This is a genomic window from Pseudomonas arvensis, assembly GCF_056688935.1.
In genome coordinates this window covers 4,502,914-4,516,347 of the sequence record NZ_CP162038.1, presented here as the reverse complement: position 1 = coordinate 4,516,347, position 13,434 = coordinate 4,502,914, and the positions used below count along the sequence as shown (strand labels likewise).

At 57.4% G+C, this 13,434-nt stretch carries 7 protein-coding genes; 1 reads left to right on the top strand and 6 read right to left on the bottom strand.

The genetic code is table 11. The features are described 5' to 3' along the window. Positions 1–25 precede the first annotated feature (25 nt). Genes AB3G88_RS20255 through wecB form a run of 4 tightly spaced genes read right to left on the bottom strand, consistent with a single transcriptional unit; the run spans position 26 to position 9,426 of the window. The gene (locus tag AB3G88_RS20255; protein WP_480451362.1) at positions 26–1,726 is read right to left on the bottom strand and encodes a DUF6270 domain-containing protein; all 1,701 of its coding nucleotides are present in this window, start codon (positions 1,724–1,726) and stop codon (positions 26–28) included. Further along, a complete protein-coding gene (locus AB3G88_RS20250) occupies positions 1,719–6,950 on the bottom strand; it encodes a methyltransferase domain-containing protein (RefSeq protein ID WP_480451359.1) in 5,232 nt (1,743 codons plus the stop codon). The genes AB3G88_RS20255 and AB3G88_RS20250 overlap by 8 nt, the downstream gene beginning before the upstream one ends. A gap of 11 nt (positions 6,951–6,961) precedes the next feature. Further along, complete coding sequence (gene wecC / locus AB3G88_RS20245; RefSeq protein WP_480451357.1) at positions 6,962–8,227, bottom strand: UDP-N-acetyl-D-mannosamine dehydrogenase; 1,266 nt, start codon at positions 8,225–8,227, stop codon at positions 6,962–6,964. Next, the gene (gene wecB, locus AB3G88_RS20240; protein WP_480451356.1) at positions 8,224–9,426 is read right to left on the bottom strand and encodes a non-hydrolyzing UDP-N-acetylglucosamine 2-epimerase; all 1,203 of its coding nucleotides are present in this window, start codon (positions 9,424–9,426) and stop codon (positions 8,224–8,226) included. The genes wecC and wecB overlap by 4 nt, the downstream gene beginning before the upstream one ends. Positions 9,427–10,332: 906 nt before the next feature. On the opposite strand from wecB, the gene AB3G88_RS20235 reads away from it, so the two are divergent. After that, positions 10,333–11,592, top strand: a complete 1,260-nt coding sequence (locus AB3G88_RS20235; protein ID WP_015372597.1) for an IS256 family transposase — start codon at positions 10,333–10,335, stop codon at positions 11,590–11,592. A 98-nt stretch (positions 11,593–11,690) separates the two neighbouring features. Here the strand turns inward: AB3G88_RS20235 and AB3G88_RS20230 are convergent, their stop codons facing one another. Further along, a complete protein-coding gene (locus AB3G88_RS20230; RefSeq protein ID WP_480451354.1) occupies positions 11,691–12,587 on the bottom strand; it encodes a DMT family transporter in 897 nt (298 codons plus the stop codon). Positions 12,588–12,639: 52 nt separating this feature from the next. After that, positions 12,640–13,416 carry a methyl-accepting chemotaxis protein gene (locus tag AB3G88_RS20225; RefSeq protein ID WP_480454461.1) on the bottom strand — a complete coding sequence of 259 codons (777 nt, stop codon included), beginning with the start codon at positions 13,414–13,416 and terminating at the stop codon, positions 12,640–12,642. Positions 13,417–13,434: the final 18 nt, after the last annotated feature.

Sequence of the window (13,434 nt, the reverse complement as noted above, 5' to 3'; positions counted from 1 at the left end):
ATGCTCAGTGTTAACGGGGGTTTTATTAATTCATGATGCGGGCGAGTAGCTGTTTCGCCACGGTTTTGTAGTAGGTGCTGGTGTAGTGATAGGGGCAGAAGGCCCACTTGTGGTCGCCGCCCGCCATCAGGCCGGACTCCATGCCGCCAATCTGCTCCACCGCAGTTGAACTGTCTTCCAGGGGGGCCAGCATGTTGTTGATGATTTCGTTATTCAGTTCGATAAGTTTTGCGAACTCGGACGTATCAAACGATTCAACCTGATTGGCCGTGTCGCGGTAGGTGTTTGCCCATACCGCTTTATGCACGAAAATGTTCGGGCAAATGGACGCGACTTTTTCTAGGAAGGCAGGAAGCGCCCACTCTCTGAGTGCCGTTGCTTCGGCACTCCAGGGACGCTTGATCTCAAATTCGATACCCGCTCGTTCGAACGCTTTGATCATTGGCCCGCTGGCGGAAAAGATTGAGCCATGGTGCTGAATCAGGCCGATACGCTCGTCGATGAAGTCGATAAGGATAATGTCCGGGCGCGCTTTTTCGAGGTCCGCCCAATGATTCTTGGCTAGGTCATAGGCCGCACGTTTGTCTTCGAATCCTTCGCCTCGGATCCTTACTCTCCTATCTGTGCACGGCATGCCCATATAGGAGATAACGGAGGATCTGGCCATATAAAAACACAGTTCAAAGTCACCCAACGCAGACTTCTGAAATTCAAACAGGTCGCGTGTCACGCAGGAACCCAAGATGGCCACGCGGACTTTTTCGCTCGCGCCGTTAACTGGGTTAGGTCGCACTGCCCGACGTTCGAATCGCTCTTTTTTGGCCGTTAGAACTTCAAGTTCACTGGCTGAGTTTTCCGTGGGCTCACGCAGGGTTTTCTTGATCTCGTTTCTCAGGTTGCCGAGTTTCTCCAGGTACTTGTGCGGCATGCCAATCGGTGATTGGCGCAACATGGTGCCCAGGTAATTCAAGTTGTCTTGGCTCAAGCCATAAACGCTGAAGAATTTCGGATCGAACCCTGTTCTTTTTGCCGTATCCCCCAGGATCCTGGCGCGCGCGCCAAAGAAATAGGAGTCACTGAGCGGATGCTTGGTGTAGAGAAAGAGCGGGTAAGGCTTCTTCAAGGAAATGTGGGCGGACGGGATGTTGTGTTTTTCCAGCGTCTTGATGACGAGGTGGTGCGCATACTGCGTGATGCTTTTTTCTTTGACGCCAGACGAGCGGTCAACCAGGGTCAGGGCCAACGCAAGCGTGTCGTAAGTCACTTCACGGAAACAATTATCGGAGGGCAGAAACTCGATGCCGTTGTTCAGCGATATGACCAACACTTGCTCCGACACGGCGGTATTCAGCGCAGCGTCTTGAATCAGGGCCATGACGTTGGTGTGAATGCAGTCGTCGTCATCAATACGCGAGGTGATAACGGTCGGCGCCTGTTCGTGTTTCAGTAGCCGCGAAACCTCATTACTGACCAACGAGTAATCGTCCACCTGGATGATTCTTGCATTCAGTGAGGTCTGCGCAATGGCCTGTTGCAACCGGTGCAAATGCACGACGGGCAATTGCGTGTCAGCAAAAATAATCCATTCGAAATCGGTGGTGGTTTGGTTGGCCAACGAGGGGAAAACCGTGTTCAGCAGTATCTCCATACGGTACATGAGCCACAGCTCATCTTTGATGCCGATGCCGAAGTTGGTAAAAATGTAATGCTTGAATGACTTATTCATGACGACTCATTTTGCCGAACAGCGCTAATTCGGCTGTGGAAATATGCGTTTTCTCGCTCTGCTGTACGACACGCCGCCTGGCGTTGACGGACTGTTGAGCGAAAAGCGTTGGATCGAGAAACAGCGACTCTATGGCGTCGCTCAAACCGGTGAACGACTCCGGCTCACACAGGTACCCGCAGTCAGCATCGACAAACTCGGCGATTGCACCCACGGCACTGGTCACGGGCACCAGGCCCGAGGCCATTGCCTCGTCGCGCGAAACACCTTGGGTGTCCATTCGGCTTGGGCACAGGAAAATCCCGAACTCCTTGTGCAACTTGGCGATTTGAGCCTGGGGCAGATAGCCTCGTTGAATTCGCACGTTGGGGTAGTGGCGCAACGGCGCGAGAGTCTCTTCAAACAGCGGGCCGTCGCCCACCATGAGAATGTCCAGCTCCTTGAACCAAGGCTTCTGCGCCAACAACTCAATGGCCTTGACACTCAAGTCGTTGGCATACGTACGTGATGCATACGGCCGAATCGACAGGATCTTCTTGCGCTGCTCAACCGGCTTTTCCTCATAGGAAAACAGCTCGGTATTGATCGGGTTATGAATGATCTCGTACTGGCTTTCCGGCAAGCGGAAGCCGAGGTCTTCCATCACTTCTTCGGCAAAGTAGCGCGAGACAAACACCAGTTTCAGATTGGCCGGCATCGGTTGTAGCAGTTCACGCCAGAAGCTCATGCGCTTGTCGCTGTCGAGTTTGCCCAGTGCGAGTTGTTCTTCGGTGTTGAAGTTGTATTCGCGACGCCACCAAGGCTGGATTTCGGCGCCGTGGACCCACACGGTCAATGTGATGTGGTCGAGGTGCTTGCGCAGCACTTCCCACATGCCCGGGTCGAGGAAGTGCACCAGCACCGAACGGTAGGCGCCGGATTCGAGCATGGTTGCCAGGGTTGCCTGGGAGCCGGTGACCACGTCGATGTTTTCGAATTCGTGGTAACTCACCGACTCGTTGTTGCGCAGGCGGAACACGTCGACGTTGACGCCCTGTTCTTTGTAGGCCGCAACGCGTGTGTGGACAAAACCGTTGCGGTACAGGTCGTCGTAGGCCGGGTAGTGGTTGGTGATCAGCAGGTGTTCGGACTTGCCCAGCATTTCGCTGGGCTGCAAGTCCCGATGGCCCAGCACCAGCGCTTTGATATGCGTGCTGCCGTTGGCGTACGCCCGCACGCCCAGGCGAACGAACGCCGCTTCAGGCGGTACGTCAAAGGTGTGGTTGCGGTTGGCGTTTTGCATCACGTGGCTGATGCGCTGCTTTTGCGCATCCAGGAACAGCACTACCCATTGGATATTCAGGCCCGGCGTTGCGTCCAGGTACAGCTTGACCTTGTCACCGCCGCCCAGCACATCAATCGTCAGTTCCTGCTTGGCGTAGTGGTACTCGTGCTTGCCATCTTCAAGCGTGGACGAAATTTGCCACTCCCGGCCTTCAACGGTTTCCGTGAGGTGCTTGCTGCGCATCGACTCAAACAGCGCGGCCAGTTGGCTGCCACAGATTTCCGGTGACGTGTGGCTGGCTTCCAGCGGCGCAATGGCTTCGGCGCGACGTTGAAGCTCGTCGATGCTGATCCCGGTGTCCAGCGCCAGGTCGTCCACGACGGCTGACACGTCGGCGCCGTCTGCCTGCTTGCAGTAGTTGAAGGCGTCAATGGCCAGGCATTGTTCGTGTGCGTATTCCTGGGATGGCGCGTTGGCCAGCCAGTCGTTGACGCGCTGATCGGCTATCAGGCCGGCGTGAATCAGGCTGGTCCGCACGGCAATGTGTGCCGGTCGGCGATAGGCCTGGCCAGGGTTGGTCAGGTGGATGCCGTCTGCCGCCTGGACAAAATGCGCGGTTTTACCGATCACTTGTGCCTGGCTGTAGCGTGTCGCCAGGGCCAGGTCGAGAAGGTAGTTAGGGCCGTAGTAATCCTCTGCAACCATCGTCCCCACCCATGCGGCATTCGGTGCCAGCGTTTGCAGCGTGACGGTTGCTGCCTGTGCCGGGGTGATGAAATGCAGACGCGGGTCGCAGGCCGGTGCGGTGCGCTGCACCTGCTCATCGGCCACCAGGTGCAGCGTGAAGTCCGGGTGACGCTGGCGTAGGCAGTGCTGGTTCAAGGCCGCCAGTTGCGTAGCGTTCTCGGCCTTGGCGACGATGCAGAGGCGGGGCAGGGTGTCTGCAGCCTGTTCGCCGGTCACTTTGCTGATCACGTAGTTCAGGCGGTGCGTGTAGGTGTGCTCTTGCATGACTTTGCGCAGGGCCGCCAGGCGCAGTTTGTCGCTGTAACGCTCATCACTGGTATGCAGGTTCAGCCGACGCAGCATTTCCGGCCCGCTGTCGGTGGTGATGACCAGGTCACCAAAGAGCAAGCGCACGCCACGGGAGAAGTTGCTGACGGTGACGGTGTTGGAACCGAGCAATTCGAAGACGCGACGAGCGAACATCGACTGTGACTGTTTGATCGAGTTGAGGTTGATCGCATAGCGATAGCCTTTGTAGGCCAGGTCGATCTGGTCGAAGCTCAGGGTGCCGACAATGTAGGGTTGGTATTCGGCAGGGAACTGGTAGTTCTTGTCGTCCTTGCCGAAATTGCGGTCGAAGATATCCAGGGGGCGCAGACGCGGCAGTTCGCTGACAAAGCTGGCCAGGTCGCGGGTGCGCTCGGGGTAGCGCGCGTAGTACGCACCGGCAAAGCAGAACGCATCTTTGCGCTCATACAACTCGACCGGGTTGTGCACGGCCGGCTGGCAGGCGAAGGGCAGCAAGTAGACCCGCTCGTGACCCAGTGCGCCTTTGTAGCGGTGTATGCAGTCGATGTCGGTGGTGAACACGAAGTCGAACTGCTTGGCGGTGGAGAGGAAGGTCTCGAAGTGGACCGGGTCTTCCTTATTCCAGAATACCGTCGGCACGTTGTGCTCATTGCACCACTTCAGTATGTCTTGCAGTTCCTGGCCGTTATGCCCGATTTTGCTACCCCACAAATCGTCCTTGCCGCGCCAGGCCGACTCAATGAAGAGCAACTCCGGCTGGAACTGTTGCAGCTCCGCCAGCCAGTCGTGCGGCGTCAGGGGCAGCAGGTTGCATTCGTTGCGATAGGAACCGAAGGTGAATTCGTCCATCACACAGGCGACTTTCAAGGCACTGGTTGAGCCCTGGGCGCCGTTGAGCAGGCTGTTGCGCAAGTGGACGGCGTCGTCGAGCAGGACGGGCAACAGCACGGATTCCGCGGCTGGCGGAGGCGGCAGTGCCGCGACGGGCGCTTCAACGCCAACGCTCAGAACAGGCGTGCTCTTGCGACTTTTGTTGGCTTGCCGGTACAGGTTGAGCAGGTTGCCCGGCAGGCGCATCATGCCGCCGAATGAACCGGCGCCCGACTTCAATTGGTAGCCCAGTTGGTAGGTGATGCTGGAGCGGGTCTTGATCAGCCGTTGTTCTGCAAGGTGTCGCTTGGCTTGCGAGCTGCGCAGTTCATCATTCAGCGCTTCGATCCGGCGTCGTTGCTCGCCTGATTGCTCGCGGAGCTTGTTCAGTTCGGATTTCAGATGTGGAATCTGCGCACCGGTCGCTTCACGGTATTTTTTATTGGCGTCTTCCAGCCAACTTTTACATGCGGCCAACTCACGCTGTACCAGGTTCAGGGTTTGTTCGCGCTCGTCGAGGTGTGCGGCCTTGAGTTGCAGATCGCTTTCCAGCAGAGGGCGAGAGGTGCGTTCCTGTTCGAGGGCGTCCGACAATTCGGCACTGCGCGCGCGGCTGCTTTTGAGTTCTTCATTCAACTCAAGCGTTTCTTGCTCGTACTGGGCGTGGAACCCGTCGATTTGCAGCAACAGGCTGTCGATGTCTTTTTCCAGATTGACCTGTAGCGCCTCATGGGCGTGACGCTGTTCTTCGGCCTGGTGGGCTGTATTCAAGCGTTCGGTTTCCGCCAGGTGACGCGCCACGCGTTCTTCAGCGATTTGCTCCTGCAGCCGCAGGTTTTGCTCGGTGAGCGCTTGAACTTCATCGTTGAGCACGTTCAAGCGGGTTTGCGCTTCGGCGTGCCAACCGCGCATGTCCGTGAGCTCGGACTGATACTGCTCGTGCTGAGACAGCTTCAGCGCCTCAAGCTCGCTCAGTCGTGTCTTGAGCTGTTGGTTGTGCTCGGCGGCGGCCCGGTATTTGTTGTTGGCTTCTTCCAGGCTCGACTGAAGCTCGACCTGTTTGGCCAACTCGGTGCCCTGGACACTGATGGTGTGTTCCAGCGGCTTGACTTTCGCCGCTTCGGGCTTGAGTTGAGCGATTTGCTCGGTGGCGGCGCGGTACTTGTTGTTGGCTTCCTCCAGGTTCGCCTTGAGCTCGACCTGTTTGGCCAACTCGGCGTCCTGGACACTGACCGTGTGTTCCAACGCCTTGGCCTTCGCCGCTTCGGGCTTGAGCTGAGCGATCTGCTCGGTGGCGGCGCGGTACTTGGTGTTGGCGTCTGTCAGGTTTTTACTGGTGCTGGTCAGGCTGTTCTGCAGGTTGCGCTCGATGGCCTCGAAGGATTTTTCGAGGGTGGCGATTAGTTCGAGGTCCAGGCTGAGCGGGGCTGGTGCTGTTGCCTGGTGGGGTTTGGTGGCAACCACACCGAGCCATTTACCCAGCACTTTTACCTGCGTGACATGCAGGTGCTTGCTGAGCAGGCGCAGGGGTTCGAGCAGATAGAACGTGTGCTTGTGGTCGATGAAGTCGTTGACGCCAAAGGGCACGGTGATGATCAGGCAGCCATCCGGCTTGAGCAGGGACGCGGCTTTCTCGACGAACAGTTCAGGGCGTACCAGGTGTTCCAGTACTTCACTGATCACAATGGTGTCAGGCTCGGCGTCCTGGGTGTTCAGCGACAGGAAGTCAGCGTTCACATAGCAGATTTTTTCCTGCACGTGCGCAGGCTCGTTCGCCAGGTAGCGCTTGGCTTCCTCGATGGCTTGCGGGCTGGTGTCGACGCCGGTGACCTCGCAACCCTCGCGGGCCAGCAACAAGGGGACGATGCCTTGGGAGCAACCGACATCCAGCACTCGGCGCCCGGATACCTGCGCGCAGATCCAGTGAATCCGCGACTGGGTTTCACGCATGAAGTGTTCGCCCAACTTCCCGTAATACGCCTCCATTACACGGTCATGAATATCCGCCAGTGGCGCAGGGGCTTGCGTTGTCGTTGGAAGTTGGACGCTATTCATCATCAATACTCTTATCTGGCCGCAAACACGCCGGCGGCGTCGATCACAACGGCGTCGTTGCGCAATGCACCCATCGACTTGAACTCACGATGCTTGACCAGCAATACGTGGATGTTGGCGCTGTCCTGGGCGTGGGCGGTGTCCACCAGTTGATGCCGCGCCAGCGAGGCCGGCAGGGATTCGATGTTCGGTTCGACCAGCATCAATTCCACGCCCAGTTCCTCGCCCAGCACCTGAGCGATGCTCAGTGACGGGCTTTCACGCAGGTCATCGATGTCGGGCTTGAACGCGAGCCCGTAGCAGGCAATGCGCACCTGGCGAGCGGTCATGTCGAGGTTGTCGAGCAGGAGCTGCGTCAGCGCAGCCTTCACCTGCTGAATGACCCACAGCGGCTTGCGATCATTCACTTCACGGGCGCAGCGGATCAGGTTCGCCAGGTAAGGTGTCTTGCTCACGATGAACCAAGGGTCGACGGCGATGCAGTGCCCACCGACGCCAGGGCCTGGCTGCAGGATGTTGACCCGAGGGTGATGGTTGGCGAGACGGATCAGTTCCCAAGGGTTGATCTTGAGTTCGGCGCAAATCATCGAAAGCTCGTTGGCGAACGCGATATTCACATCACGAAAGCTGTTTTCGGTGAGTTTGCACATCTCGGCCGTGCGGGTGTCGGTGATGATGCATTCACCTTCGACAAACGCTTCGTACAGGCGCACGGCAGCGGCCGAACACGCCGGGGTCATGCCGCCGATGATCCGGTCGTTATCGACCAGTTCGCGCAGCACGTGGCCGGGCAAGACACGTTCAGGGCAGTGGGCAATGCGAATGTCCGACTGCTCGCCGTGGGTGGCGGGGAACGTCAGGTCCGGACGGGCCTCGGCGAGCCAGGCAGCCATCTGCTCTGTCGCGCCCACTGGCGACGTCGACTCAAGGATCACCAGGTCGTTCTTCTTCAATACACCGGCAATGGCCTGGCTGGCCGACTGGATGTAGCTGAGGTCCGGCTGGTGGTCTTCCTTGAAGGGCGTCGGCACGGCAATCAGAAAGGCGTCCGCCGGCTCAGGCACGGTGGTCGCACGCAGGTAGCCTTCGGTGACGGCAGCGTGCACCAGCATATCGAGTTCTGGTTCAACGATGTGAATTTCACCGCGGTTGATGATGTCGACGGCTTGCTGGTTGACATCGACGCCGATGACTTGCATTTTGCGAGAGGCAAAGATGGCCGCAGTGGGCAGCCCGATGTACCCCAGGCCGATCACCGAAACCCTTGGAAAACTCATACTGCGCCCCTGTCTTTTTTACTGTGCAATGCGATCAATGCTTCACGAATCAGCTCGCAGGCCTTGCCTGCGCCGTAAGGGTTGTGGGCAAAGCTCATGGTTTGATAAGCCGCGTTGTCGCTGAGCAAAAGGCTCAGGTTGCGGTGGATTGATTCAACGTCGGTGCCGACCAATTTCACTGTCCCGGCTTCAACGGCCTCGGGGCGTTCGGTGGTGTCGCGCATAACTAGGACGGGCTTGCCCAGGGCCGGCGCTTCTTCCTGGATGCCACCGGAGTCAGTGAGGATCAGGTAGGAGCGGGTCATGAGGTAGACGAATGGCAAATAGTCCTGCGGCTCGATCAGATGCACATTGCTGATGTCCGCGAGCAGACGTTGCACGGGTTCGCGAACATTGGGGTTCAAGTGCACCGGGTAGACGAATTCCACCGATGGGAATTCGCGGGCAGCGTTGGCCAATGCCTGGCAGATGCGCTCGAAGCCATCACCGAAGTTCTCGCGGCGATGGCCAGTGATCAGTACCATGCGATTCTCCTTGGGCAAGAAGGAAAATTGCGCGTCGAACTGCGCTTGCAGGTGTGACGCCGGGTCGTCGAGTTTCTGCACGACGCTGAGCAGCGCGTCGATCACGGTATTGCCCGTGACGTGGATGGCCGCGTCGCTTACTCCTTCTCGAAGCAGGTTCTGCCGAGACGTTTGCGTAGGCGCGAAATGCACAGTGGCAAGGCTGCCCGTCAATCGTCGGTTGCCTTCTTCAGGCCAGGGCGAATAGAGATTGTTGGTGCGCAAACCCGCTTCGACGTGGGCAATGGGGATTTGCTGATAGTAAGCGGCAAGGCTGGCGGAGAAGGTCGTCGCGGTATCGCCGTGGACCAGGATGATGTCTGGCTTGAACGCCTCAAGGACTGGCTTGAGCCCTTGCAGGATCGCCGTCGTCACGCCGGTCAGGTCCTGGCCGGCCCTCATGATGTTCAGGTCGTACTCTGGGGTCAGGTCAAACAGGTCGAGCACCTGGTCGAGCATCTCCCGATGCTGTGCGGTGACACAGACCCTGGACTCGAATCGGTGGTCATTTTTCAGTTGGATGACCAACGGCGCCATTTTAATTGCTTCGGGCCGAGTTCCAAAAATGGACAGAGCTTTGATCGGGGCTTTAATCACTTTATTACCATTACCGGTGCATCGATTGGGCTTAGTCATTTAAATGCTCCGGTACGGCGCTAATTAAGTAACTATGTCCAAATATTAAAAAACAGAATGATCGAACCTCGCAAGCGGGGGGGGCGAGAGTTCTTAAGTGATGAAGAATATAAACGGGACTAGCAGTTTCATTTAGCGCGATCCGTGGCCATTGTGACTCCGAAATTTTGGTCAGACGTTTCGTCTCAACCCCTTTGGGAGGCGCTCCTAAGGGGTCGAAGCCCTCACACCGTAGCACCTTGAATCTGATCAGACAGTAAGAAAAAACCTGACAGAGGCGTTTACATTTTCGTACAGGGGTGTTAATTCGGTGAGTTAGCAGTTTCCGAGGATTTCTGATGATAAAATCAATAACCTACTGATTTTAAAGAAAAAGCACGCCGTTCGAGTGTCGTCTTGAGATTTTTTCAGAAACCGTTGCCCTTTGTATCACTAAATTGTTACAAAAAATCACAAAATGTGTCGGCAGACAATATTAAGGCGCAGAGGGCGTGGGCTGTTCAGAGGGTAGGGCCAGCGTCGTGGCGTTACGGCACGCCTTGGGCGTGGGTGTTTACTGAGTCTCGGGAAGGGAATTGCCTGCGCAATTAAAGTTTGACAGTGTGTTACAAGTTCGGGGTTATTTGTAATGCGGTGAATTGGTTTTTCGGAATTTACTGATGGACAATACGATTTATATGGTTTTTTTGGTGGGGTTGGGTCTTGTAAGGGAGTTTAAGTTAAGCGGCTGCTTGATACTTGAACTCCCTTAAATAACTTAGTGACGGATAGGTCAATAATCCGAAGTGAAGCAGGTTGAATCCGAAGCGCGTGGACATCGCCGCGCTTGGAAAAAACGACCGGCGATTAAAGCGGGACTGTCATAAATTTTGTGTTCGGGCATAACATGTTGATAGAGGTGCATGTATGCCGACCAAAAAGAAACCGGCCCGTGAGGCCCCGCGAGACCTTCCATCCATTCCCCAAGAGCTGATCGACCAGTTCGTCAGCGGCCCGATGAGTGCCGAAGCCATTCAGGATGCCTCGATGGCGTTCAAAAAGGCGCTGATCGAGCGAGCTCTTGGTGCCGAGTTGGGCCACCACCTTGGCTATCCTCAGGGCGCGGAGCGCCCTGAGGAGTCGAGTAACCAGCGCAACGGCAAGAGCGGAAAAACGGTGCTAACCGATGACGGTCCGCTGCGTTTGGACATTCCCAGAGACCGTGATGGAAGCTTTGCTCCGATTCTGATCCCCAAACACGAACGGCGTTTTACCGGCTTCGATGACAAGATTATCGCGATGTATGCCCGAGGCATGACGGTTCGCGAAATCCGGGCGTTTCTCTCTGAACAGTACGGAACAGACGTCTCTCACGATTTCATCAGCTCCGTCACTGACGCAGTGTTGGAGGAGGTTACCGCCTGGCAACAGCGACCGCTTGAACCGATGTACCCGGTAATTTTCTTCGATGCATTGCGAGTCAAAATTCGCGACGAAGGCTTGGTTCGCAACAAAGCGATCTACTTGGCACTGGGAGTATTGCCGGACGGAACGCGAGATATTCTGGGCATTTGGATTGAAACAACCGAAGGCGCCAAATTTTGGATGAAGGTCTTTAACGACCTGAAAACCCGAGGCGTCGAAGACGTCTTGATCGCCGTAACTGACGGTCTCAAAGGCATGCCCGAAGCGCTGAGTGCTGTGTTTCCTGAGACGACGTTGCAGACCTGCATCGTCCACCTGATCCGTAACAGCCTCGATTACGCCCCGTGGGATAAGCGCCGTGAGCTGGCCAAGGCACTGAAACCGATCTATCAAGCACTCAATGCTGACGCCGCAGAACAAGCGCTACTGGCTTTCGAAGCCGGGCCTTGGGGTAAGCAATATCCGACAGTCGTATCAGCTTGGAAACGTGCTTGGGATCGAGTTATCCCGTTCTTCGTGTTTCCCCCGGCGATACGCAAAGTGATCTACACAACCAATGCCATCGAGAGTATCAATGCCCAGTTGCGCAAGGTCATCAAGACGCGAGGCCACTTCCCAACGGATGAGGCCGCGACAAAACTAATCTGGCTGGCATTACGAAATATCACCGCGAACTGGGGCAGTGCAGCTCATGATTGGAAGAACGCAATGAATCAATTTGCGATTCTGTACGGAGATCGATTTATCAGGCCGACCTGGTAAAGATGGCCTGCCTGACGGCAGGCCGTAACCGGCCCGAACACAAAAAATCTGACACTCTCATTAAAGCGGCCGTCCCAACGTGCCCACATGAAACCTGTCTACAGCGCCCTAGCCAGCTTCCCCGGTCGCAACACCAGCCACAACGCCGCCGCAATCAGCACCCCGCCATACACATGCGCCATGGACAACGGCTCATCCAACAGCAGCGCGCCCCATAGCACGCCAAACGGCGGAATCAGGAACGTCGTGGTCATCGATCTCACCGGCCCAATGGCGGTAAGCAAGCGGAAATACAACACGTACGCAAACGCCGTACACCCCAATCCCAACCCCAGTAACGACACCCACACCTGCCCGCCGCCCCAACTCGCAGGCGGATGGCTGATTGCGCTGTAGGCAAACAACGGCAGCAGGAGCAACGTCGCGCCGAGCATGCTGCCCAAGGCCGACAGGCGACTGTCCAACCCACCCCGCTGGTCCAGCCAGCGCCGTGCGAGGAAACCGGCAAAGCCATAGCAGGTGGTGGCCAGCAGGCAGGCCACGGCGCCCATCAACAATTCCAGGTCAAACGCCACCGGTCCCGCACGGGTCAGCACACCAACGCCAAGCAGGCCCAGGCTGACCCCGGCGATTTTCGACGGGGTCAGGCGTTCGCTGAAGAACAGCCCGCCAATCAACACCCCCATCAACGGCGTGGTGGCGTTGAAGATCGCCGAGTAACCGGCCGGCAGCACTTGGGCGGCCACTGAATACAGGGTGGCCGGGATGCCGGAGTTGATGACGCCCAGTAGCAGGACGGTTTTGAATTTGCCCTGGAAGTCCCACTTCACTCGCATCACCGCCAGCATTACGAGCAAGCCGACGGCGGCTATGGATACGCGAAAAAATGCGGTCGGGATGGGGCCGATTTCCGGCGCGATGATGCGCATGAACAGAAAGCTCGCGCCCCAGATGGCAGCCAGTCCCAGCAGGTAAAGGGTGTCGACAGGTCTCACGGAATATTCCTAAATCAATCAGGCGGCGAGTGTTGCACGCCGCTTTGACTGATTACAGAACAAACCGCGTCACCAGCCCATTCAGGTCCACGGCCAGGCGCGACAGTTCCTGGCTGGCGGCCGAGGTCTGGGTCGCACCGGCGGCGGTCTGGGTGGACAGGTCGCGGATATTCACCAGGCTGCGGTCCACTTCACGGGCAACCAGCGCTTGCTGCTCGGCGGCGCTGGCGATCACCAGGTTGCGCTGGCTGATTTGTGAAATGGCCGCGGTGATTTTCTCCAGGGCACTGCCCGCGCTGTTGGCCCGTTGCAGGGTCTGGCCGGCGTGATCGGCGCTGCTGTTCAGCGCTTCGACGGTATTTTGGGTGCCTTGCTGGATACCGCTGATCATCTGCTCGATTTCTTCGGTGGAGTCCTGGGTGCGCTGCGCGAGGGAGCGCACCTCATCGGCGACCACCGCAAAACCGCGTCCGGCTTCACCCGCACGCGCGGCTTCAATCGCCGCGTTGAGGGCCAGCAGGTTGGTTTGCCCAGCGATGCCACGGATCACTTCCAGCACCTTGCTGATGTCCTGGGCCTGCACCGCCAGGCCTTCGGCCTTGTTCGAGGCGCCGAGCACTTCGTCCACCAGGTTCTGAATCGAGCTGATGGTTTCGCTGATCTGGTAGTGGCCGTGCTTGCTGTCTTCATCCGAGGCCTGGGACGCTTCGGCGCTGGACACCGCATTGCCCGCTACTTCGTCCACGGCCGCACTCATTTCGGTGACCGCGGTGGCGGCTTGTTCGATTTCATCGTTTTGCGCTTGCAGGCCACGGGTGCTTTGTTCCATCACCGAACTCATTTCTTC